Source organism: Streptomyces sp. NPDC053542 (assembly GCF_044544685.1).
GTDB lineage: Bacteria > Actinomycetota > Actinomycetes > Streptomycetales > Streptomycetaceae > Streptomyces.
Window position 1 is genome coordinate 259,143 of record NZ_JBITXL010000004.1, and the last position, 21,670, is coordinate 280,812.

Consider the following 21,670-nt stretch of genomic DNA (forward strand, 5'->3'; position numbering starts at 1 on the left):
AAGTTACGCTGGGCGCCATGGAGAGCCTGCGGATGATAGAGAACTGGCCGGTGCCCACTGCTGCGGCGGTCGTCGTACGAGCCGACGGCACGGTGGCCGGTGCGCACGGGCCGCAGGAGCACCGCTTCGCGCTGGCCTCCGTGACCAAGCCGCTGGCCGCGTACGCCGCGCTGCTCGCGGTGGAGGAGGGCGCGGTGGAGCTGGACGAGCCGGCGGGCCCGGACGGCGCCACGGTACGGCATCTGCTCGCGCACACGTCGGGGCTCGCGTTCGACGAGGACCGTGTGATGGCCGCGCCCGGTACGCGGCGGATCTACTCCAACGCCGGTTTCGAGGCGCTGGGCGAGCACCTCGCGAAGGCCACGGACATCCCCTTTCCGCAGTACTTGAAGGAGGCCGTGCTCGATCCGCTGGGCATGACGGCGACCGAGCTGCCGGCCGGCGGCTCACCGGCCAAGGACGGCGTGTCGACCGCCGCCGACCTGGCGCGTTTTGGCGCCGAGCTGCTGGCGCCGCGGCTGCTGGCGCGCGAGACGCTGGACGCGGCGACGTCGGTGGTCTTCCCCGGGCTGTCGGGCGTGCTGCCGGGGTACGGCAACCAGAAGCCGAACGACTGGGGGCTGGGCTTCGAGATCCGGGACGGCAAGGCGCCGCACTGGACGGGCGCCGGGTCCTCGCCGCGTACGTTCGGGCACTTCGGGCAGGCCGGAACGTTCCTGTGGGTGGACCCGGACGCGGGCGCCGCCTGCGCCGCGCTCGCGGACCGCGCGTTCGGGCCGTGGGCGATCGAGGCGTGGCCGCCCTTCACGGACGCGGTACTGGCGGACCTGCGGGCCGCCTGAACCGAGCCCCTCCCCGGGCCGCGGCACAAAGGCCCGGCCCGGGCATCAGCCGTACGTCGGCTCCTCCCGCATCTCCCACATCAGGAGCTCCGCCGGGGACTCGGCGGTCAGCTCCAGCTCCTTGGCGTCGGTGACACGCGCCGCGTCGCCCGCCTCCAGCAGCGCCGGGCCGCCGTCGGTGAGCGCGTCGCCGAGGCGTACCGCGCCGCGTACGACGTGGACGTAGACGCGCGCGCCGTCCGGTACGGCCGTACGGTCGCCCGCCGCGAGCCGCCGTACGTGCAGCAGCGCGTCGGCGCGCGGCACGGCGTACGGGGTGCCGTCGGCGATGCCGCGCACCACTTCGTAGTCGGGTTCGCCGCCGGAGGCGGTGGGGGCCAGCCACATCTGGACGAAGCGCAGCGGCCCGTCGGAGTCGTTGCGCTCGACGTGCCGTACGCCGGCGGCGGAGCTGAGCCGCTGGACGTCGCCGGCCCGTACGAGCGTTTCGTGTCCGGTGGTGTCGCGGTGGGTCAGTTCGCCCTCGACGACCCAGGTGACGATCTCGGTGTTGCTGTGCGGGTGTTCGTCGAAGCCGGCGCCGGGGGCCAGCCGCTCCTCATTGCACGCGATCAGCGCGCCGAAGCGGATGTTGCCGGGGTCGTAGTGCGGTCCGAAGGAGAAGGCGTGCCGCGTGTCGATGCCGGCGTCCGCGTCCCCGCCCCGGTACCGCTCGTCGCTTCTCCGTACCTCGATCACCCGTGTCCACCTCTCCTGATCCAAGCCGACCGGCCCCGGCTGAGGGTCCGGGGAGCACCCGCCGGGCAACACAGCATTCAGCCACCGTAGCCCCACCGCGCCACCACCCCGCCCTGATAAGGCAGGCTTGTCCCCGTGTCTGAACCCGCATCGCACGACGCCCACCCGCACTCCGCGACCCTGCGCCGCCTGGAGAAGTCCTCCGGCAAGCTCGCGGCCCATGCCATTGCCCGCATGGACGAGACACTGCCGTGGTACCGGGCGATGCCCCCGGAGAACCGGTCGTGGATCGGTCTGGTGGCGCAGGCGGGCATCGCGGCCTTCACCGAGTGGTTCCGGCATCCGGAGACCCCGCAGGCGATCTCCACCGACGTTTTCGGTACGGCGCCGCGCGAGCTGACCCGGGCGATCACGCTGCGGCAGACCGTGGAGATGGTCCGCACCACGATCGAGGTCATGGAGACGGCGATCGACGATGTCGCCGCTCCGGGTGACGAGTCGGTGCTGCGCGAGGCGCTCCTGGTGTACGCGCGGGAGATCGCCTTCGCGACCGCACAGGTCTACGCGCAGGCCGCGGAGGCCCGGGGTGCCTGGGACGCGCGGCTGGAGTCGCTGGTCGTCAACGCGGTGCTGTCCGGTGAGGCGGACGAGGGCGCGGTGTCCCGGGCCGCGGCGCTGGGCTGGAACTCCCCGGAGCATGTCGCGGTGGTGCTCGGCACGGCCCCGGACGGGGACAGCGAGCTGACGGTGGAGGCGATCCGGCGGGCCGCGCGGCACGCGAAGCTGCAGGTGCTGACGGGCGTGCTGGGGCAGCGGCTGGTGGTGATCGCGGGGGGTTCGGACGAGCCGCTGAAGGCGGCGAAGGCGCTGATCGGGCCGTTCGCCGCGGGTCCTGTGGTGGCGGGCCCGGTGGTCTCGGACCTGCTGGCGGCGACGCGGTCGGCGCAGGCCGCGGCGGCGGGCCTGAAGGCGTGCGCGGCATGGCCGGACGCGCCGCGGCCGGTGCTGGCGGACGATCTGCTGCCGGAGCGCGCGATGGCCGGCGACCCGGCGGCGCGCGATCAGTTGGTGGAGGAGATCTACAGACCACTGGAGGAAGCAGGCAGTGCCCTCCTCGAAACACTGAGCGTCTACCTGGAGCAGGCGAGCAGCCTGGAGGGGGCGGCGCGGATGCTCTTCGTCCACCCCAACACCGTGCGCTACCGGCTCCGACGTGTGACGGACGTCACCGGATGGTCGCCCTCCGATGTCCGCTCGGCATTCACCTTGCGTATCGCCCTCATCCTGGGGCGTCTGGCCGACGGTGAGGCGCAACCCTAAGCTTTTGTCGGACACCAACAATTACCCCGATGGTTCTTCGTCCCTGTCCCCACGGGCGGGCGGGACCTCCCACAAGAGAGAGTGTGAGAGTGCTCGTACTCGTCGCTCCCGGCCAAGGCGCTCAGACGCCCGGCTTCCTGACTCCCTGGCTCGACCTTCCCGGTGTCGAGGACCGGCTGCGTGCCTGGTCGGCCGCCATCGACCTCGACCTGGTCCACTACGGCACGAAGGCGGACGCGGAAGAGATCCGCGACACCGCCGTCGCCCAGCCGCTGCTGGTCGCCTCCGCTCTGATCTCCGCGCGGCAGCTCTTCGCCTCGCCGGAGGACTTCGCGTCGCTCGTCGGCGCCGCGGCCGGGCACAGCGTCGGTGAGCTCGCCGCCGCCGCGCTGACCGGTGTACTGCCGGACGAGGCCGCCATGGGTCTCGTACGCAAGCGTGGTCTGGCCATGGCCGAGGCCGCGGCCGTCACCGAGACCGGCATGTCGGCCCTGCTGGGCGGCGAGCCGGAGACGGTCCTGCCGCACCTGGAGAAGCTGGGCCTGACCCCGGCGAACGTGAATGGCGCGGGCCAGATCGTGGCCGCCGGCACCGCCGAGCAGCTGGCGGCGCTCGCCGAGGACAAGCCGGAGGGCACCCGCCGGGTCGTCCCGCTGAAGGTCGCCGGCGCGTTCCACACGGTGCACATGGCCCCGGCTGTCTCCACCCTGGAGTCCGCGGTGGCCGAGCTGTCCCCCGCCGCCCCGCACACCCGGTACGTCTCGAACAAGGACGGCCAGGTCGTCACCGGCGGCCAGGAGGTCGTGCAGCGGCTGGTGGGTCAGGTGGCCAACCCGGTCCGCTGGGACCTGTGCATGGAGACCTTCAAGGAACTGGGCGTCACCGCGATGATCGAGGCGGCTCCGGGCGGGACCCTGGTGGGCCTCGCCAAGCGCGCGCTGCCCGGTGTGAAGACCCTGGCGCTGAAGACGCCGGAGGACCTCGACGCGGCCCGCGAGCTGATCGCCGAGCACGCTTCTCCCGCTGCCGAGAACTCGGCCGGATAAGGAGACCGAAGAGCATGACCTCGAAGATCAAGCCCTCGCAGGGCGCCCCGTACGCGCGGATCATGGGCGTGGGCGGCTACCGCCCCGTCAATGTCGTGCCGAACGAGGAGATCCTCAAGCACATCGACTCGTCCGACGAATGGATCCGGTCGCGCTCGGGCATCGCCACGCGGCACTGGGCCGGTCCCGAGGAGACCGTCGCGGCGATGTCGGTGGAGGCCGCCGGCAAGGCGATCGCCGATGCGGGTCTCACGCCGGAGCAGATCGGCGGCGTGATCGTCTCGACGGTTTCGCACTTCAAGCAGACCCCGGCGGTCGCGACGGAGATCGCGCACCGGATAGGGGCGGGCAAGCCGGCCGCGTTCGACATCTCGGCGGGCTGCGCGGGCTTCGGTTACGGCCTGACCCTGGCCAAGGGCATGGTCACCGAGGGCTCGGCGGAGTACGTGCTGGTCATCGGCGTGGAGCGGCTCTCGGACCTGACCGACCTGGAGGACCGCGCGACGGCCTTCCTCTTCGGTGACGGCGCCGGTGCCGTGGTCGTGGGCCCGTCGGAGGAGCCGGCCATCGGCCCGACCGTCTGGGGCTCGGAGGGCGACAAGTCCGAGACCATCAAGCAGACCCTGAGCTGGGACGTCTACCGCCGCACCCCGGTGCCCGGCGGCAACGGCCCGGCCGACCAGCTCGCCCTGGACGAGATCCGCTACCCGGCGATCACCCAGGAGGGCCAGGCGGTCTTCCGCTGGGCGGTCTTCGAGATGGCCAAGGTCGCCCAGGAAGCACTGGACGTGGCCGGGGTCAAGCCCGAGGATCTGGACGTCTTCATCCCGCATCAGGCCAACATGCGGATCATCGACTCGATGGTGAAGACGCTCAAGCTCCCCGAGTCCGTCACGGTCGCCCGGGACATCGAGACCACCGGCAACACCTCGGCCGCCTCGATTCCGCTCGCGATGGAGCGGCTGCTGGCGACCGGTCAGGCCAAGAGCGGCGACACCGCGCTCGTCATCGGGTTCGGGGCGGGTCTCGTGTACGCCGCCACGGTCGTTACTCTCCCCTAGGCAAGATCTACGCAGCGCCGACGTCTCCGGGCGGTCCGGCGGCTGTACTGGAACTTCACCGCAACGCACAGTTTCACTCGAAAAACACCGAAGGAGCCATCATGGCCGCCACTCAGGAAGAGATCGTCGCCGGTCTCGCCGAGATCGTGAACGAGATCGCCGGGATCCCCGTTGAGGACGTCCAGCTGGACAAGTCCTTCACCGACGACCTGGACGTCGACTCGCTGTCCATGGTCGAGGTCGTCGTCGCCGCCGAGGAGCGCTTCGACGTCAAGATCCCCGACGACGACGTCAAGAACCTCAAGACGGTCGGCGACGCCACCAAGTACATCCTCGACCACCAGAGCTGACCAGCTCGGAGCATGTCGCCACCCCGCGGTGGCGCCGTCGATTCTCGACCCCTCTACCCGTGGAGACAAGAATTCCCGTGAACGCGACCAATCGCACCGTGGTCGTCACCGGTATCGGCGCAACCACACCGCTGGGTGGCGACTCCGCTTCGACCTGGGAAGGTCTGCTGGCGGGCCGCTCCGGCGTGCGGCCCCTGGAAGGCGAGCGCTTCGCCGACCTGCCCGTCCGGATGGCCGCCACCGCGGCCGTGGAGCCGGACCAGGTCCTGCCGCGCCCCGTCGCCCGCAAGCTCGACCGCTCCGCGCAGTTCGCGCTGATCGCCGCGCGTGAGGCGTGGGCCGACGCCGGTTACACCGGCCCGGCCGGCGAGGACACCGCCGAGGACGGCTCGGCCCTGATCGCCCCGGAGCGCCTGGGCACCGTGATCGCCTCCGGCATCGGCGGCGTGACCACCCTGCTCGACCAGTACGACGTGCTGAAGGAGAAGGGCGTACGCCGCGTCTCCCCGCACACCGTGCCGATGCTCATGCCCAACGGCCCGTCCGCCAACGTCGGCCTGGAGGTCGGCGCGCAGGCGGGCGTGCACACCCCCGTGAGCGCCTGCGCCTCCGGCGCCGAGGCCATCGGGTACGCCGTCGAGATGATCCGCACCGGCCGTGCCGACGTGGTCGTCGCGGGCGGCACCGAGGCGGCGATCCACCCGCTTCCCATCGTCGCCTTCGCGAACATGATGGCGATGTCGAAGAACAACGACGAGCCGGAGAAGGCGTCCCGCCCGTACGACACCGCCCGGGACGGCTTCGTCCTCGGTGAAGGTGCGGGCGTGGTGATCCTGGAGTCGGCGGAGCACGCGGCCAAGCGCGGCGCCAAGGTGTACTGCGAGGTGCTGGGCCAGGGCCTGTCCGCGGACAGCCACCACATCGCGCAGCCCGAGCCGACCGGCCGGGGCATCGCGGCGGCCGTGCAGAACCTGCTGGACGCCACCGACCTCAAGCCGGCCGAGCTGGTGCACCTCAACGCGCACGCCACGTCCACCCCGCAGGGTGACGTCGCCGAGATCAAGGCGCTGCGCCGGGTGCTGGGCGACGATGTGGACCACATCGCGATCTCCGGTACCAAGTCGATGACCGGCCACCTGCTGGGCGGCGCGGGCGGCATCGAGACCGTCGCGACGGTCCTCGCGCTGCACCACCGCCAGGCTCCGCCGACCATCAACGTCGAGAACCTCGACGACGAGGTCGACGCGGACATCGTCCGCGACGAGCCCCGGCAGCTGCCGGAGGGCACGATCGCGGCGATCAACAACTCGTTCGGCTTCGGCGGCCACAACGTAGTGCTGGCGTTCCGTACGGTCTGACGCCTGCCGTAAGTACGTGACGAGGCCCGCCCCGGGTGATCCGGGGCGGGCCTCGTCACGTTCTCACTTCTCGAAGCTCGCGTAATAGGCGGCGGCGCCGTCCTTGTCGCCGTGGCCCGCCGCCTCCGCCCTGCGGAAGCGTTCGGCGGCGGCAGCCGCCAGGTCCATCCGTACGCCGGCGTCCTCCGCGGCCGCCGCGATCAGGGCCGCGTCCTTGCGGGCCGCGGAGACCGTGAAGCTCGCCGGGTAGTCGCCGGAGAGGATCAGCTGGGACTTCATCTGCAGGTACGGCAGGTCGAGGGGGCCGCCGGCCACCGCGTCCAGGAAGTCGCGCGGGTCCACGCCCAGACCCTCGGCGAGTGCCAGCGCCTCGCCCGCGCCGTTGATGATCGTCAGCACCCAGCTGTTGGCGACGAGCTTGAGGCGGCTGGCGGCGCCGCTCGCGCCGTCCTCACCGGCCCACAGCGTGCGCTGCCCGACGATCCCGAAGACCTCCTCGGCGGCCTCCCTTACGTCCTGCGGGCCGGCCGCGAGGACGGTCAGTGCCCCGTTCTCGGCGGGCTGCTTGGTACCGAGGACCGGGGCGTCGACGAAGGCGAGGCCATGTGCGGTCGCGAACTGAGCGAGCGGCGCCAGCGCCTGGGGGCCGACCGTGCTCATCTGCAGCCACAGCTGCCCGGGGCGCAGCGCGGGCTCGGCCTGGCGGAGCGCGTCCAGCGCGGCGGGCCCGTCGTGCACCATCGTGAGCACGATGTCCGCGCCGTCCACCGCGGCGGAGGCGGTGTCGGCCACCCGCGCGCCGTCGGCGGCCAGCGGCTCGGCCTTGGCGCGGGTGCGGTTCCATACGCGGACGTCGAGGCCGGCGCGCGCGAGGTTGCGGGCCATCGCGGCACCCATGATTCCGGTCCCGAGTACAGCCACTGAGGTCTTGTCAGCCATGGACGCACGCTACGTCTTCGAGCGGACTCGAGGACAAACGCGCCGCACCCGTCAGACGACCTGGTGCAGCCACCGCACCGGCGCGCCCTCGCCCGCGTACCGGAAGGGCTCCAACTCGTCGTCCCACGGCTTCCCGAGGAGCCGGGCGACCTCGGCGGCCAGGTCGGTCTCGCCGCGCGCGGAGCGCGCCACCGCGGCCCGCAGCCGGTCCTCGGGGATCAGGATGTCGCCGTGGATGCCCGTGACGGCGTGGAAGATGCCCAGGTCGGGCGTGGAGCTGTAGCGCTCGCCCTCGGCGGCCGCGCACGGCTCAGCGGTCACCTCGAAGCGCAGGAGGTGCCAGCCGCGCAGCGCGGAGGCGAGTTTGGAGGCCGTGCCGGACTCGCCCTGCCAGGAGAACTCCGCGCGCCAGGTGCCGGGCGAGGCGGGCTGCCGGATCCAGTCGAGATTGACGCGCACGCCGAGGACGCCCGCGACGGCCCATTCGACGTGCGGGCACAGCGCGCGCGGAGCGGAGTGGACGTACAGAACTCCACGTGTCGTCACCGGGACCTCCAGTACGGTTCGAGGTTCGCCTTCCCCAGCGGCCTCGTGCCCGTTCCGGTCTCGGCCGGGACAGCTGCTGACATTCTGCCCCAATGATCACTTCGGCACCAGCACGCGAGGTTACCTACAGTAAACACCATGGGGCTCAATTCGCCACAAAAGGGACAGGAAATGACGTGTTGTAATTTGTTCGTACGGGAGTGCGCTACTCCTCCAGGTCGCCGCCCGACGGCCACGGGGCAAAGCTATCGCGCTGTGACCGCGGAGGAGTGACGTACCGTCGCTCACGGAAGAGATATCACTCGCACGTCGGAGGGGGACAGGGGATGGCAAAGATCAACTGGGCCTCCGGACGCCCTCGCCGGCGGCCGGCCGCCGTCCGCGCGGCGCTCGCCGCCGCCCTGCTCTTTGCCGTTCCGGCCTGCGGTTCCGGCGACAGCGGCGACAACTCCCCGGCCTCGCGCGGCCGCACGGAATCCGCCCGTCCGCACCCGGCACCCCCACCGGTTTGGGACACCCGTCCGGATTCCGTTGCCGCGCTGGGTGACTCGATAACGGCCGGCTTCGACGCCTGCGGACTGCTGGCCGACTGCACGGCCGCCTCCTGGGCCACGGGCACGGATCCGGCCGTCCACAGCCTGGCCGAACGCCTCGTGGCGGACCCGTCCGGACACGCCTGGAACTACGCCCGCACCGGAGCGCTCATGGACGATCTGCCACGCCAGATCGACCGAGCGATTCCGCACAAACCCCAACTTGTCACGATCCTGATCGGCGCCAACGACGCCTGCCGGAACAACGCCTCCGCCATGACACCAACGGCTGATTTCCGCGCCGGTTTCCGGACGTCCTTGAAGAAGCTGCGCCGGGCACTGCCCCGTACGCAGGTCTACGTCGCCGCGGTGCCCGATCTGATGCGGCTGTGGTCGCAGGGCCGCCGGAATCCCGTGGGCAAGCAGGTGTGGAAGCTCGGGATCTGCCAGTCGATGCTGCACGACGCGGACGACGTCTCGCGCGCCGCCGACGACCGCAGGCAGGGCGTGCGGGACCAAGTGATCGCCTACAACACGGCGCTGCGCGAGGTGTGCGAGGAGGACCGCCGCTGCCGGTTCGACCAGGCGGTGTTTGATTACCGCTTTACTGGCAGGGAGTTGAGCGAGTGGGACTGGTTCCACCCGAGCAAGCGCGGTCAGCGCGAACTGGCCGAGTTGGCCTACCGCACCGTCACCCGCCCCGAGGGCCGCGGCTGACCGGGCGCTGCCCCCGGGGTGCGCGGGCATAGGCTCCCCGGCATGAGCGCGACCCACGTCGCCGAAGAGCCCTTCGGCACCTTGAAAAACGGCAGTATCGTCCACCGCTGGACACTCGAAGCAGGCGCAGTCCGGGTACGGATCCTGACGTACGGCGGCATCGTGCAGAGCGTCGAGACACCCGACCGGCACGGTGCGCGCGGCGAGACCGTGCTCGGCTTCCCGGACGCGGCCGGGTACGAGGCGCACGGCGAGTCGTACTTCGGGGCGCTGGTCGGCCGGTACGCGGGCCGTATCGGGGGCGCCGCGTTCACCCTTGAAGGGCAGCGGTACGCACTGCCCGCCAACGACGGGCCGAACTGCCTGCACGGTGGCGTCGCGAACTTCTCCACGGCCCTGTGGGACGCCGCGCCGTGCCCAGGAGGAGTGGAGCTGCGGCGCACCAGCGGGGACGGCGAGGAGGGCTTCCCCGGGGCGCTGGACGTCCGCGTCCGGTACACGCTCTCCGCCACCGGGGAGCTGGCCTGCGACTACCGCGCCACCACGGACGCGCCGACCGTCCTGAACCTCACCAACCACTCGTACTTCGACCTCAGCGGTGACGGCAGCGGCGGCGCGGAGACGCACCGGCTGCGGATGGCGGCGGATCACTACCTCCCGGTCGACGCGACCGGCATCCCGGCCGGCGCCCCGGCCCCCGTCGCCGGTACCCGCTTCGACTTCCGGGTGCGCCGGACCGTCGGTCGCGGGTACGACCACACGTTCGTGGTCGGCGACGGCTCGGGGACGATCGGCGGCCCCGAGGACCGGGCTCCGGCGCCGCGTCCGGTGGCCGAGCTGAGCGAGCCCTCCTCGGGGCGCGTCCTGCGCCTGTCGACCACCGAGCCGGGCGTACAGCTCTACACGGCCGAGCACTTGGACGGTTCGCTGACGGGCAGCACGGGCCGCCCCCTCCTGGCGGGCGGCGGAATCGCCCTGGAGACCCAGCACTTCCCCGACTCCCCCAACCGCCCGGACTTCCCCGGCACGGTGCTGCGGCCGGGCGGGGTGTTCCGGTCGCGGACGGTGTACGGGTTCGGGACGGAGTAGGGGCCGGGCGGCCCGCCTACGGGGGCGCGCGGCCGGACTACGGGGCCGGGCGGCGGCCGCCGGCCTACGGGCCGCGCGGCGATCGGCTTTGGCGGGGCTGCCCTCTACCGCCCCAAGGGCCCCTCCCGCTTTACTCGCCCCCATGAGACGCATACGTACCAGGCTCAGGCTCGTCGCCCTCGGGACGGCACTGACCGCCGCGCTCCCCCTGGCCCTGACCGCTCCGGCGGCCGCCGCTCAGGAGCGGCCCACCGCCCCCTCCCCGGTCGCGGTCGAGGAGGCGCGACTCTCGCTCGCCGCCCCGCGGGAAATCCTGCGCCGCAGCGGCTTCGACGAGATCGGCCCGGAGTTCGCCCGGGGGCTGGCCGCGACGCGCTCGGAGGGCGCGGCGAAACGGTACGTCGGACGGGCCGCGCGTGCCCTGTGGGAGCGGGCCGTGGACCGGGTCCAGGGGCGCGGCCCGGCGGGCGGCGATCTCAGCCGGGACGACGACCGGCCGCTGTACTGGGCGCGGCTGGAGATGACCCGGGCCCTTCGGGAGTGGCAGCCGTCCTTCGCGCTGTCCGACGGAGGGCGCGCGGCGCTGGCCGGGGCGCTGGAGCGCGCGTCCCGGGGCGAGGACTCGATCGAGCTGCCTCCGGGGCGGGGCGTCACGCGTGTCCTGGTGACGGGCTTCGACCCGTTCCAGCTGGACGCCGATCCGCGGCGCAGCAACCCGTCGGGCGCGTCGGCGCTCGCGCTGGACGGGACGACGGTGCGCACCGCTTCGGGGCGGGCCGTGCGGATCGAGACCGCGGTCATCCCGGTCCGCTGGTCGGACTTCGCGGCCGGAACCGTGGAACGCACCCTGCTGCCGCACTTCCGCCCGGGGCCGCGCCAGGTCGACCTCTTCACCACCGTGAGCCAGGGCCGCCCCGGCCGCTTCGACGTGGAGCGCACCAACGGGGCCTGGCGGGGCGGCTATCCGGACAACGCGCGGGAGTCGCGTACGGAGACGGTGCCGATTCCCGAGGGCGTGCCGACGGTACGGCCGCAGCCCCAGTGGACGGGCACGACGCTGCCCTACGAGGCGCTCGCGGGCGCCTCGACAGGCCCGTACCCGGTGCACGACAACACCGCGGTCACCGAGATCCCGGCGGGCGGCGGCGCTCCCGTGGAGCGTCCGGACGGCCCGACCCCGGGCTCCACGGCCCGCGCGGGCGGCGGCGGAAACTACCTCTCCAACGAGATCGCCTACCGTGCGACGCTGCTGCGCGACGCCGTGGCCCCGTCCCTGCCGGGCGGCCATCTGCACACCCCGGTACTGGAATTCGGCCCCGGCAACACCGACCCGAAGACCGGCACGGTCACCGATCCGGCCTTCGTCCGCAACCGCCTGGCGATCGTCGGACAACTGCGGGAGCTGGTGCGGACGGCGGTCGAGGCCGGTTGTCAGTGGCCGGGTGCATGATGGGCAAATGATCGTCGCAGCAGCGCAGTTCGCCCCCGTCCCGCTGGACGCCGCCGCCAACGCGGCGCGGATGGCCGGGCTGATCACCGAGGCCGCCGAGCGCGGCGCCGGGCTCGTCGTCTTCGCCGAGCTGGCGCTGACGGGCTATGAGCTGGACGGGATAGCCGCCGCGCCGGAGCGGTATGCGTACGCCGCGGACGGTCCGGTCCTCGCGCCGGTCGCGGCCGCCTGCCGGGCGACCGGCACGGCCGCGGTGGTCAACTGCCCGGCGCCCGCGGCGAACGGCGGACTGGCCTTGACCTCGTACGTCTACGGCCCGGACGGCGCGCTGCTGACCCGCTACGACAAGCGGCATCTGCACGGCCCGGAGAAGGCGGTCTTCACGCCGGGCCGCACGGACGGCAGGTGCACGCTCGGCGGCCTCCGCATCGCCCTGGCCACGTGCTACGACACGGCGCACCCGGAGGTGTGGGAGCGGGCCGCGGCGGACGGCTGCGGGGTACTGCTGGCGAGCGCGTTCCACGACTCGGCGGTGCGAGTCGAGGAGCTGTACGCGGCGGCCGCCCGGGAGCACGGCCTGCAAGTGCTGCTGGCCAACTGCCTCGGCCCGGGCAGCCCGGGCACCGCCTGCGGCCTGAGCGGCGCGTGGTCACCGACGGCCGGCCGGCTCGCCGACGCGGGTACCGAGGCCGGGCTCACCCTCGCCGACCTGCGGGAGCGGATCACGCTGATGTCGGACCCGGCGGTGGCGGCGGAGCCGGCCGCTCAGGCGCCCGGCAGCTCGTCCGGCGTCGGGTAGGACGGCTGGGCGCCGGGCTTGGTGACGGCTGCGGCGCCGACGCGTACGGCGTAGCGCGCGGCCGTGGCCAGGGGCTCGCCGCGGGCGAGGCGGGTGGCGAGGGCGCCGGTGAAGGCGTCGCCCGCGCCCGTGGTGTCCACGGCCGTCACCTTCACGCCGGGTACGGCCGCGGCGCCGTCCGCGTCCAGGACGTACGCGCCGTCGCCGCCGAGGGTGACGACGACCGAGCGGGCGCCGCGTGCGCGCAGCGCGCGGGCCCACTCCGCCGGGCCGCCGTCCGCGGCGCCGGAGAGCCGGCGTGCCTCGTGCTCGTTGACCACCAGCGGGTCGGCGGCGGCGAGCAGTTCGGGGGCGAGGCTCTCGGGTGCCGGGGAGGGGTTGAGGACGACGCGGGTGCCGGCCTCGCGCGCCGCGGCGGCCGTGGCCACCACGGACTCCATCGGGATCTCCAGCTGGAGGGAGACCACGGCGGCGGACGCGATCACCTCGCGGGCCGCGGCGACGTCCTTCGGGCTGAGCGCCGCGTTGGCGCCGAGCGAGACGACGATGCTGTTGTCGCCGTCCGCGCCGACGATGATCATCGCGGTGCCGGTGCGGGCCTCCGGGTCGACGATCACGTGCCGTACATCGGTACCGGCCGCGCGCTGGGCCTCCATCAGCAGCTCGCCGTAGGAGTCGGCCCCGACCCGCGCCAGCAGCGCGACCCGGCCGCCGAGCCGGGCAGCGGCGGCGGCCTGGTTGGCGCCCTTGCCGCCCGCCGACTCGACCAGGTCCGTACCGAGCACGGTCTCGCCCGCGTCCGGCCGCCGGTCCACCCGGACCGTCAGGTCGGCATTGGCCGAGCCCACCACCAGCACGTCGTAGTCGTAGCCGTCGCTGTGCTCGCAGCCGTCGCTGTGGTCGTCGTTGTGTGCGTCCACGTCCGCCGTTTCCATTCTTCGTTCACTGCCGGGCGGCGGTGTGCCGCCGCCCGGTGTCCTGCTGCCCTCGCCGCGGTCATCCGTCGTACCGCGCGTGGTCATCCCTCGTACCGCACCGCGGTCATCCGTCGTACCGCGCCGCGTTCTTCTCCGTCACCAGTACCACCGGCACCTTCACCTGCTTGGGCAGCGGCTGGTGCCGGGCCGCCTTCAGGGCCCAGTCCACGGCCTGCTTGCCGAGCAGCTTCGGCTGCTGCGCGACGGTCGCCGTCAGGGTCCCATTCCGTACGGCCTTGATGCCGTCCGGCGTGCCGTCGAAGCCCACGACCCGCACGGCCGAGCCGGACTTGGCGCCGAGCGCCTTGGAAGCGCCGAGCGCCATCTCGTCGTTGGCGGCGAAGACGCCGGCGATGTCGCGGTGCGCCTGGAGCATGTTGGACATCACGTCCATGCCCTTGGTGCGGTCGAAGTCGGCGGGCTGCCGCGCGACGACCTGGATACCGGGGTACTTCTTGATGCCCGCCTCGAAGCCCTGGCCGCGCTCGCGCGCCGCCGAGGTGCCCGGCTGGCCTTCGAGGAACACCACCTTGCCCTTGCCGCCGAGCGATTCGGCGAGCGTCTTCGCGGCGAGCCGGCCGCCCGCGACGTTGTCGGAGGCGATGGTCGAGCCGACCTTCCCGCCGTTGACGCCGCGGTCCAGGGAGATGACGGGGACATCGGCGCGGTTGGCGACGCCGACGGCCGGTACGGCGGCGTCGGAGTCGACCGGGTTGATGATCGCGGCCTTGACGTTCTGGCTGGTGAAGGTCTCCAGCTGGTTGATCTGCTGGGTGGGGTCGTTCTGCGCGTCGGTGATGTTGATCTTCAGCCCGCGCGCCTCGGCCTCGGCCTGCGCGCCTTCCTTGATGCCCACGAAGAACGGGTTGTTCATGGTGGACAGGGCGAGGCCGAGGTCCGTGTTGCCGCCCCGGTCGCAGCCGCTGACCACGAGGGTGGCCAGCACGGCAGCGGCGGCCGCGAGTGCTCCCGTACGCCCCCTCATCGCGCGCTCCGCCGCCGCAGCGTGTCCAGCAGGACCGCGAGGGCGATCACCAGGCCGGTGGCGACCTGCTGCCAGAACGCGGAGACGCTCAGCAGGTTCAGGCCGTTGCGCAACACCGCGAGGATCAGCGCGCCGATGAGCGTGCCGGACGCCTTGCCGGAGCCGCCGGAGAGGCTGGCGCCGCCGATGACGACGGCCGCGATGGCGTCCAGTTCGTAACCGGTGGCGGCCTGCGGCTGGGCGGAGGTGAGCCGGGCTGCCAGCACGATGCCGGCGACCGCGGCGAACAGCCCGGACAGCGCATAGATGACCAGCTTGCGGCGCTTGACGTGGATACCGGAGAGCCGCGCCGCCTCCTCGTTGCCGCCGATGGCGAACATCGCGCGCCCGGTGTACGTACGGGCCAGTATCAGCGCCGCGATCAGCCCCATCGCGATCATGACGAGGACGGGCACCGGCAGCCAGCCGCCGAGCGTGTCGCCGAGCTTGCTGACCGAGGCGGGGAACGCGATCGGCGAGCCGCCGGAGATCACCAGCGCGAGGCCGCGGCCGACGGACAGCATCGCGAGGGTGGCGATGAAGGCGGGCAGCTTCCCGTACGCGACGAGCGCGCCGGACAGCAGGCCCGCGGCCGCGCCGACCACCAGCCCGAGCAGTACGGCGACGATCACCGGCAGGCCCTCGGTGGTGGCCGCCCAGGCGACGACCGTCGCCGACAGGGCCGCGACCGAGCCGACGGACAGGTCGATGCCGGCCGAGACGATCACGAAGGTGACGCCGAAGGCCAGGATCGCGGTGACCGACGCCTGCACGCCGACGTTGAGGAGGTTCTGCCCGTTCAGGAAGTCCCTGGAGAGCACCGCCATCACCACGACCAGCGCGATCAGGCCGCCCAGCGGCCCGTTGCGCAGCACCGCGCGGGAGAACCACGGCCCGAAGCCGTCCCGGCCCGGTGCCTCTCCCACCGCCTCGGCGGCGGCTCCCGTCTTCACCTCAGCGGACATCGGAGCCCTCCATCGCGCTCTCGTCTTGGTTCGTCGTGTCGTCCGGCGCGGCCTGGAGCGCCAGCTCCATCACCGCGTCCTGGGTGGCCTCGGCCGCCGGCAGCTCGCCGGCCAGCCGGCCCTGGGACATCACCAGCACCCGGTCGCTCATGCCGAGCACCTCGGGCAGGTCGCTGGAGATCATCAGGACCGCCTTGCCGGCCGCCGTCAGTTCGTTGATCAGCTGGTAGATCTCGACCTTCGCGCCGACGTCGATGCCGCGCGTCGGCTCGTCGAGGATCAGCAGCTTGGTGTCGGTCAGCAGCCACTTGCCGATGACGATCTTCTGCTGGTTGCCGCCGGAGAGGGTACGGGCGCTCTGCGCGAGCCCGCTCATCCGTACTTTCAACCGGCCCGCCACCCTGGCCGCTTCGCGCCGCTGCGCACCGCGGTCCACCAGGCCGCCGCGGGTGTCGCGGTGCAGCCGGGCGAGCGTGAGGTTGTCCTGCAGCGAGGCGTCCAGCACCAGCCCCTGGCCCTTGCGGTCCTCAGGCACCAGCCCGAGCCCGGCACGCATGGCGGCGCGCACGTCGCCGCGGGCCAGCTCCGTACCGTCGATCTCGACCGTCCCGGCGTCGTACGCGTCCACGCCGAAGATCGCCCGGGCCACCTCGGTACGGCCCGCGCCCACCAGCCCGGCGACGCCGACGACCTCCCCGGCCCGCACCTCGAAGCCGACGTCCTGGAACACCGGCAGGCCCTTGGGCCCGTTACGGGTCAGCCCGCGCACCCGCAGCAGGGGCGCGCCCGGCTCCTCGGGGCGCTGCCGCGGGTACTGCTCGGCGATGTCCCGGCCGACCATCAGGCGGATCAGCTCGTCCTCGTCGGTGGACGCGGGCACCTCGTCGACGGACCGGCCGTCGCGCAGCACGGTGACCCGGTCGCCGAGCGCGCCGATCTCCTCCAGGTGGTGGGTGATGAAGATGATGCCGACGCCGGATTCGCGCAGCTCGCGGACGAGCCCGAAGAGCGTTTCCACCTCCTCGGAGGTGAGGACGGCCGTGGGCTCATCCATGATCAGTATGCGCGCTTCAAGACTCAGTGCCTTGGCGATTTCGACCATCTGGAGCCGGGCGATGCCCAGTTCGGCGACAGGAGTGTTCGGGGAGACGTCCAGCCGTACGCGTTCGAGCAGCTCGGCGGCGCGGGCCCGCATGGCCTTCTTGTCGACCAGGCCGAGCGCGGTGCGCGGCTGCCGGCCGAGGAAGATGTTCTCGGCGACGGTGAGGCCGGGGACGAGGTTGAACTCCTGGTAGATGGTGGCGATGCCGAGGCGTTCGGCGTCCTGGGCGGAGCGGATGTGCACCTCGTGCAGGCCGTCGCGCGAGCCGTCCTGTCCGCCGTCGGCCAGGATGCGGCCGTCGTCGGGGCGGTGCGCGCCCGAGAGCATCTTGATCAGGGTGCTCTTGCCCGCGCCGTTCTCACCGAGGAGTACGTGCACCTCGCCGGCGCGCAGGCTCATGTCCACGCCGTCCAGGGCGCGCACACCGGGGAACGACTTCGTCACCCCCTCCACGCGCAGCAGTTCGCGGCCGCCCGGTACGTCGTCGTTGACGCCGGTCATGCGCTGCCCCTCTCGTTGTGGGTGTCGCTGTCGGTATCGCTGTCGTCGGTGGTCAGGGGGTCGTGGCCGGCCGGTTCCGGCTCGCCGCAGGAGCGGCGCGGTACGAGGCGGGCGGGGAGCAGCACGGACTCGGCCGGCCTGCCCTCGATCCGCGCCAGCAGGGTGTGCACGGCGGCCCGGCCCAGCTCGCGGGTGGGCTGCGCGATGGCGGTCAGCGGCGGGTCGGTGTGCCGGAACCACGGCACGTCGTCGTAGCCCACCAGCGCCACGTCGTCCGGTACGCGCAGGCCGCGCGCCCGGATCTCGTCCATCGCGCCGAGCGCCATCAGGTTGTCCGTGGCGAGCACCGCGTCCGGCGGCTCGGGCAGGTCCAGGAAGCCGCGCATGACCCGGCGGCCCCCGGTGGGCTGGAGGTCGGGCGTGGCGCCGACCCGCTCGTCGGGCAGCTCGATGCCGTACGGGCGCAGCGCCTCCCGGAAGAACCGCAGCCGGTCGGCGCCGGTGCGGGTGCCGGCCGGCGCGACGATGATCGCGGGGCGGCGGCGGCCGAGCGCGGCGAAGTGCGCGGCGAGGTCGGCGAGCGCCGCCCGGCCGTCGGCCCGTACGCAGGGCACGTCGAGCCCGTCGACGGCGCGGTCCAGCAGGACCAGCGGGGTACCGGCCGCGGCGGTCTCGCGCAGTACGGGCGAACCGGTGCCGGCCGAGCTGACCAGCAGCCCGTCGATCCGCCGGTCGATGAGCGTACGGATGTGGTCGTCCTGCTGCTGCGGGCTCTCGCCCGCGTTGCCGATGACCAGGCTGTAGCCGAGGCTGCGGGCCTCGTCCTCCACGGCGTCCGCGAGCTCGGTGAAGAACGGATTGGTCAGGTCGCCGATGAGCAGGCCGAGCGCGCCGGTACGGGCGGTGCGCAGGGCACGGGCGACGTTGTTGGGCCGGTAGCCGAGCTCCTCGACGGCGGCGAGCACGCGGTCGCGGGTGGCCGCGACGGGCGAGTGGCCGTTGAGCACGCGCGAGACGGTGGCCACGGAGACGCCGGCCCGCTCGGCCACGTCCTTGATGTTCGCCATGGCGCCCTCGCCCTCACGCTCTCGTCCGGTGGTCGCGTGTAATCGATTACTCGTGCTGCAGTGGGGGCTACGTAATCGATTACACGGGCATGGCGTCAAGGTTTCATAAGTGTGGGCTGCGTCACTTGGGGGTGGAGGTGCGAGTGGGGCTGGGGACGGGCGATGGTCGTTGCGGGCGATGGTCGTTGCGCGCCTGCCGCCCGGCCCGGAACGGCCGGAACCGGCCCGGTGCGGGCGGAGCGGAGGCCGCCGGGAACGCCGAAGGGCCGCACCCCGGGCGGGGTGCGGCCCTTCTTGCGGCGGGCGGCGCTTCCTGCCGCGCGCCGCGCGTCACGGGTCAGGCGACGGTCAGCTTGACCTCGATGTTGCCGCGGGTGGCGTTCGAGTACGGGCAGACCTGGTGCGCCTTCTCCACCAGCGCCTTCGCGGTGTCCGCGTCGACGTTCGGGATCGAGGCCGCGATCTCGACCGTGAGGCCGAAGCCGCCGGCCGGGGTCTTGCCTATGCCGACCTTGGCGGTCACCCGCGAGCCGGAGACGTCCGCCTTCTCCTGGCGGGCCACGACGCTCAGCGCGCCCTGGAAGCAGGCGCTGTACCCGGCGGCGAAGAGCTGCTCGGGGTTGGTGCCGGCGCCGCTGCCGCCCTGCTCCTTGGGCGGGTTGACGACGACGTCGAGCTTGCCGTCGTCGGAGGCGACACGGCCGTCACGGCCGTTCTCCGCCGTGGCGACAGCGGTGTAGACGACGTCGACGGGCTGGATGGACATACGGATTCCTCCTGTACGTACGCCGCGACTCGCGCCCACGATCGCGACGGCTTGCCCCGAGCCTAACGGGCGGCCACAAGAGGGCCGCGAGCAAGGGGCCTTGACGAATTCCTCAACTGCCGGTAGGGCGACGGCCCCGTGACCGGTGGGGCGGCACCGTCTCCCGCGGCTGCGGGTGGGGCGACGGCGCCCTCCCCCGGCTGCGGCGCGCCGCCGTGGCGCGTCAGGCGGGCAGGCTGACGACCATCTTGCCGGTGTTCTCGCCGCGGAGGAGGCCGAGGAACGCCTCGACGCCGTTCTCGATGCCCTCCACGAACGTCTCGCGGTACTTCAGCTCGCCCGACCGCACCCAGGCCGAGACCTCCTCGACGAACTTCGGCTGCAGGTCGTAGTGATCACCGACGAGCAGCCCCTCCATGCGGAAGCGCTTGGCGATGATCTGGGCCAGGTTGCGCGGGGCCGGGGTCGGCTCGGTCGCGTTGTACTGCGAGATCATGCCGCAGACGGCGATGCGGCCGTGCAGGTTCAGCGCCGCGATGGCCGCCTCGAGGTGGTCCCCGCCGACGTTGTCGAAGTAGACGTCGATGCCGTCGGGCGCGGCCTCCTTGAGCTGGTCCTTCACCGGGCCGTTCTTGTAGTTGAACGCCGCGTCGAAGCCGTACTCCTCCAGGAGGACCTTGACCTTCTCGTCCGAACCGGCCGAGCCGATCACCCGGGACGCGCCCTTGAGCTTGGCGATCTGGCCGACCTGGCCGCCGACCGCGCCCGCCGCGCCGGAGACGAAGACCGCGTCGCCCTCCTTGAAGTCCGCGACGCGGAGCAGGCCGGCGTAGGCGGTCAGGCCCGGCATGCCGAGCACCCCGAGGTACGTGCTCAGCGGGGCGGTCTCGGAGTCCACCTTCACCGCGGTCTTCGCGTTGACCGTGGCGTACTCGCGCCAGCCGAGGAAGTGCAGGGCGTGGTCGCCCACCTCGAAGCCCTCGGCGTTGGAGGCGATGACCTCGCCGACCGCGCCGCCCTGCATGGGCTTGTCCAGCTCGAACGGCTCGACGTACGACTTCGCCGTGCTCATGCGGCCGCGCATGTACGGATCGACGGAGAAGTGGATGTTGCGGACCAGGATCTGGCCCTCACCGGGCTCGGCCACCGGCGCCTCGCGCAGGGCGAAGTCGGCGGGGGTCGGCCAGCCCTGCGGGCGGGCGACGAGGTGCCATTCGCGGCCGGTCGTGGGGAGTGCGGACATGCCCGGAGCCTCCTGATGCGGAAGATGTTTCATGTACTGAAACAACCATGCTCCTCAATATTTCAGGTTGTCAAGCAACGGGGTATCCTCATCCGTATGACGCCTCGCACCGACCCGTTGACCCTCGAGGTCGTGGAACTGATCGGCACCGTCGTCGCCCGTTACCACGAGGAGTACGAGCACGCGGCGGCCGAGCACGCGCTCACGGGTGCCCAGGCCCGGGTGCTGGGACTCCTCGCACACGAGCCGCTGCCCATGCGCCGCATCGCGCAGCGCCTGAAGTGCGAGCCGTCGAACGTCACGGGGATCGTGGACCGCCTCGAGTCCCGCGGCCTGGTCGAGCGCCGCCCCGACCCGGCCGACCGCCGCGTGAAGCTCGCCGCGCCGACCGAGGCGGGCCGGAGCACGGCGGAGGAGCTACGGGCCGCGCTCGGCTTCGCGCGCGAGCCCCTGGGAGGGCTGACCTTCGCCGAACGGACGGTGCTCAAGGAGCTGCTGCGGCGGATGCTGGGCATGGACGCCGACGACGGCGCGGAGGACTCGGCGGGCGCTGCCGGTACCGACCCCGGAGAGGGCGCCGCGCCTCTACGGTGAGGCCATGAGTGCCCGAAACAGCCGCCCCGCCGTCGATTTCTACTTCGACCCGCTCTGCCCCTTCGCCTGGATCTCCTCCCGCTGGATCCTGGAAGTGGAGCGCCACCGCGACCTGGACCTGCGCTTCCGGGTCATGAGCCTGGCCGTCCTGAACGAAGGCCGCGAGGACCTCCCCGAGCAGTACAAAGAGCTGCTCGAACGGGGCTGGGGCCCGGTCCGCGTCTGCATCGCCGCGGCGCAGCTGCGCGGCGAGGAGGTGCTGCGCGACCTGTACACCGCGCTCGGCACGCGCATCCACAACGAGGGCCGCGGCGAGGAGCCGGACGCCGTGATCACGGAGGCGCTGGCCGAGGCGGGACTCCCCGCCGAGCTGGCCGAGGCGGCCCACAGCACCGCGTACGACAAGGCGCTGCGCGCGAGCCACCACGAGGGCATGGACCCGGTCGGCTACGAGGTCGGCACGCCCACGATCCACATCGACGGCGTGGCCTTCTTCGGCCCCGTACTGTCCGCGATCCCGCGCGGCGAGGAGGCGGTACGGGTCTTCGACGGCGCCCGCCTGCTCGCCGGGTACGACAAGTTCTTCGAGCTGAAGCGGACCCGCACCGGGGAGCTGGACTTCAGCTGACCCGTAGGCGCGGCG

At 72.5% G+C, this 21,670-nt stretch carries 20 protein-coding genes and 1 pseudogene; 12 read left to right on the forward strand and 9 right to left on the reverse strand.

The window, feature by feature from the left end:
• Window positions 1-17: 17 nt before the first annotated feature.
• A complete protein-coding gene (locus ACIGXO_RS12865) occupies window positions 18-842 on the forward strand; it encodes a serine hydrolase domain-containing protein (protein ID WP_399784524.1) in 825 nt (274 codons plus the stop codon).
• Between the two features lie 45 nt (window positions 843-887).
• Here ACIGXO_RS12865 and ACIGXO_RS12870 read toward each other — a convergent pair whose 3' ends face one another.
• Complete coding sequence (locus tag ACIGXO_RS12870) at window positions 888-1,580, reverse strand: pirin family protein (protein WP_399784527.1); 693 nt, start codon at window positions 1,578-1,580, stop codon at window positions 888-890.
• A 135-nt stretch (window positions 1,581-1,715) separates the two neighbouring features.
• Here ACIGXO_RS12870 and ACIGXO_RS12875 point away from each other — a divergent pair, with 135 nt between their 5' ends.
• The 5 genes from ACIGXO_RS12875 (at window position 1,716) to ACIGXO_RS12895 (ending at window position 6,715) form a co-directional block, all read left to right on the forward strand.
• Entirely contained in the window at window positions 1,716-2,900 is a 1,185-nt protein-coding gene (locus tag ACIGXO_RS12875; protein WP_052865563.1) for a CdaR family transcriptional regulator, read from the forward strand.
• A gap of 89 nt (window positions 2,901-2,989) precedes the next feature.
• Window positions 2,990-3,946: an ACP S-malonyltransferase gene (locus ACIGXO_RS12880; protein ID WP_399784530.1), complete on the forward strand. Its 957-nt coding sequence runs from the start codon at window positions 2,990-2,992 to the stop codon at window positions 3,944-3,946.
• Window positions 3,947-3,960: 14 nt separating this feature from the next.
• Window positions 3,961-5,007: a ketoacyl-ACP synthase III gene (locus ACIGXO_RS12885; protein WP_399784533.1), complete on the forward strand. Its 1,047-nt coding sequence runs from the start codon at window positions 3,961-3,963 to the stop codon at window positions 5,005-5,007.
• Between the two features lie 101 nt (window positions 5,008-5,108).
• Entirely contained in the window at window positions 5,109-5,357 is a 249-nt protein-coding gene (locus tag ACIGXO_RS12890; protein WP_267245723.1) for an acyl carrier protein, read from the forward strand.
• Between the two features lie 77 nt (window positions 5,358-5,434).
• A complete protein-coding gene (locus ACIGXO_RS12895) occupies window positions 5,435-6,715 on the forward strand; it encodes a beta-ketoacyl-[acyl-carrier-protein] synthase family protein (RefSeq protein ID WP_399784539.1) in 1,281 nt (426 codons plus the stop codon).
• 63 nt (window positions 6,716-6,778) lie between these two features.
• Here ACIGXO_RS12895 and ACIGXO_RS12900 read toward each other — a convergent pair whose 3' ends face one another.
• A complete protein-coding gene (locus ACIGXO_RS12900) occupies window positions 6,779-7,654 on the reverse strand; it encodes an NAD(P)-dependent oxidoreductase (RefSeq protein WP_399784542.1) in 876 nt (291 codons plus the stop codon).
• A 51-nt stretch (window positions 7,655-7,705) separates the two neighbouring features.
• The gene (locus ACIGXO_RS12905) at window positions 7,706-8,200 is read right to left on the reverse strand and encodes a DUF3145 domain-containing protein (protein ID WP_031055108.1); all 495 of its coding nucleotides are present in this window, start codon (window positions 8,198-8,200) and stop codon (window positions 7,706-7,708) included.
• Between the two features lie 326 nt (window positions 8,201-8,526).
• On the opposite strand from ACIGXO_RS12905, the gene ACIGXO_RS12910 reads away from it, so the two are divergent.
• The 4 genes from ACIGXO_RS12910 to ACIGXO_RS12925 all read left to right on the forward strand — a co-directional run bounded on the left by ACIGXO_RS12910 (window position 8,527) and on the right by ACIGXO_RS12925 (window position 12,788).
• Window positions 8,527-9,450, forward strand: coding sequence for an SGNH/GDSL hydrolase family protein (locus tag ACIGXO_RS12910; RefSeq protein ID WP_399784546.1), 924 nt, complete (start codon window positions 8,527-8,529; stop codon window positions 9,448-9,450).
• Between the two features lie 42 nt (window positions 9,451-9,492).
• Window positions 9,493-10,539 (forward strand): aldose epimerase family protein, encoded by a 1,047-nt coding sequence (locus tag ACIGXO_RS12915; protein ID WP_399784549.1) that lies wholly within the window; start codon window positions 9,493-9,495, stop codon window positions 10,537-10,539.
• A 142-nt stretch (window positions 10,540-10,681) separates the two neighbouring features.
• Complete coding sequence (locus ACIGXO_RS12920) at window positions 10,682-11,989, forward strand: pyroglutamyl peptidase (protein ID WP_399784552.1); 1,308 nt, start codon at window positions 10,682-10,684, stop codon at window positions 11,987-11,989.
• Between the two features lie 7 nt (window positions 11,990-11,996).
• Window positions 11,997-12,788 (forward strand): carbon-nitrogen hydrolase family protein, encoded by a 792-nt coding sequence (locus ACIGXO_RS12925; protein WP_399784556.1) that lies wholly within the window; start codon window positions 11,997-11,999, stop codon window positions 12,786-12,788.
• Here ACIGXO_RS12925 and rbsK read toward each other — a convergent pair.
• The 6 genes and pseudogenes from rbsK to ACIGXO_RS12955 all read right to left on the reverse strand — a co-directional run bounded on the left by rbsK (window position 12,755) and on the right by ACIGXO_RS12955 (window position 20,433).
• Window positions 12,755-13,708, reverse strand: coding sequence for a ribokinase (rbsK, locus tag ACIGXO_RS12930; protein WP_399784559.1), 954 nt, complete (start codon window positions 13,706-13,708; stop codon window positions 12,755-12,757). The genes ACIGXO_RS12925 and rbsK overlap by 34 nt on opposite strands.
• Window positions 13,709-13,829: 121 nt before the next feature.
• Window positions 13,830-15,754, reverse strand: a pseudogene (locus tag ACIGXO_RS12935) (substrate-binding domain-containing protein).
• Window positions 15,744-17,357, reverse strand: a complete 1,614-nt coding sequence (locus ACIGXO_RS12940) for a sugar ABC transporter ATP-binding protein (protein WP_399784562.1) — start codon at window positions 17,355-17,357, stop codon at window positions 15,744-15,746. Before ACIGXO_RS12940 ends, ACIGXO_RS12935 begins: the two are co-directional and overlap by 11 nt.
• Window positions 17,354-18,424 carry a LacI family DNA-binding transcriptional regulator gene (locus ACIGXO_RS12945; RefSeq protein ID WP_399784566.1) on the reverse strand — a complete coding sequence of 357 codons (1,071 nt, stop codon included), beginning with the start codon at window positions 18,422-18,424 and terminating at the stop codon, window positions 17,354-17,356. The genes ACIGXO_RS12940 and ACIGXO_RS12945 overlap by 4 nt, the downstream gene beginning before the upstream one ends.
• Before the next feature lie 337 nt (window positions 18,425-18,761).
• Entirely contained in the window at window positions 18,762-19,190 is a 429-nt protein-coding gene (locus ACIGXO_RS12950; RefSeq protein ID WP_399784568.1) for an organic hydroperoxide resistance protein, read from the reverse strand.
• 223 nt (window positions 19,191-19,413) lie between these two features.
• Window positions 19,414-20,433 (reverse strand): NADP-dependent oxidoreductase, encoded by a 1,020-nt coding sequence (locus tag ACIGXO_RS12955; RefSeq protein ID WP_399784570.1) that lies wholly within the window; start codon window positions 20,431-20,433, stop codon window positions 19,414-19,416.
• A 96-nt stretch (window positions 20,434-20,529) separates the two neighbouring features.
• Between ACIGXO_RS12955 and ACIGXO_RS12960 the strand changes: the two genes are divergently transcribed.
• A complete protein-coding gene (locus tag ACIGXO_RS12960) occupies window positions 20,530-21,027 on the forward strand; it encodes a MarR family winged helix-turn-helix transcriptional regulator (protein ID WP_399784573.1) in 498 nt (165 codons plus the stop codon).
• 4 nt (window positions 21,028-21,031) lie between these two features.
• On the forward strand, window positions 21,032-21,655 hold the full coding sequence (locus ACIGXO_RS12965; RefSeq protein WP_399784577.1) for a DsbA family protein: 624 nt from the start codon (window positions 21,032-21,034) through the stop codon (window positions 21,653-21,655).
• Window positions 21,656-21,670 lie beyond the last annotated feature (15 nt).

Bases quoted from the DNA above. Each gene is read 5' to 3' on its own strand.
- ACIGXO_RS12960 (WP_399784573.1), top strand. From the start codon at position 20,530: ATGACGCCTCGCACCGACCCGTTGACCCTCGAGGTCGTGGAACTGATC.
- ACIGXO_RS12940 (WP_399784562.1), bottom strand. From the start codon at position 17,357: ATGACCGGCGTCAACGACGACGTACCGGGCGGCCGCGAACTGCTGCGC.
- ACIGXO_RS12910 (WP_399784546.1), top strand. From the start codon at position 8,527: ATGGCAAAGATCAACTGGGCCTCCGGACGCCCTCGCCGGCGGCCGGCC.
- ACIGXO_RS12900 (WP_399784542.1), bottom strand. From the start codon at position 7,654: ATGGCTGACAAGACCTCAGTGGCTGTACTCGGGACCGGAATCATGGGT.
- ACIGXO_RS12865 (WP_399784524.1), top strand. From the start codon at position 18: ATGGAGAGCCTGCGGATGATAGAGAACTGGCCGGTGCCCACTGCTGCG.
- ACIGXO_RS12920 (WP_399784552.1), top strand. From the start codon at position 10,682: ATGAGACGCATACGTACCAGGCTCAGGCTCGTCGCCCTCGGGACGGCA.
- ACIGXO_RS12945 (WP_399784566.1), bottom strand. From the start codon at position 18,424: ATGGCGAACATCAAGGACGTGGCCGAGCGGGCCGGCGTCTCCGTGGCC.
- ACIGXO_RS12955 (WP_399784570.1), bottom strand. From the start codon at position 20,433: ATGTCCGCACTCCCCACGACCGGCCGCGAATGGCACCTCGTCGCCCGC.
- ACIGXO_RS12885 (WP_399784533.1), top strand. From the start codon at position 3,961: ATGACCTCGAAGATCAAGCCCTCGCAGGGCGCCCCGTACGCGCGGATC.
- ACIGXO_RS12965 (WP_399784577.1), top strand. From the start codon at position 21,032: ATGAGTGCCCGAAACAGCCGCCCCGCCGTCGATTTCTACTTCGACCCG.
- ACIGXO_RS12925 (WP_399784556.1), top strand. From the start codon at position 11,997: ATGATCGTCGCAGCAGCGCAGTTCGCCCCCGTCCCGCTGGACGCCGCC.
- ACIGXO_RS12915 (WP_399784549.1), top strand. From the start codon at position 9,493: ATGAGCGCGACCCACGTCGCCGAAGAGCCCTTCGGCACCTTGAAAAAC.
- ACIGXO_RS12890 (WP_267245723.1), top strand. From the start codon at position 5,109: ATGGCCGCCACTCAGGAAGAGATCGTCGCCGGTCTCGCCGAGATCGTG.
- ACIGXO_RS12950 (WP_399784568.1), bottom strand. From the start codon at position 19,190: ATGTCCATCCAGCCCGTCGACGTCGTCTACACCGCTGTCGCCACGGCG.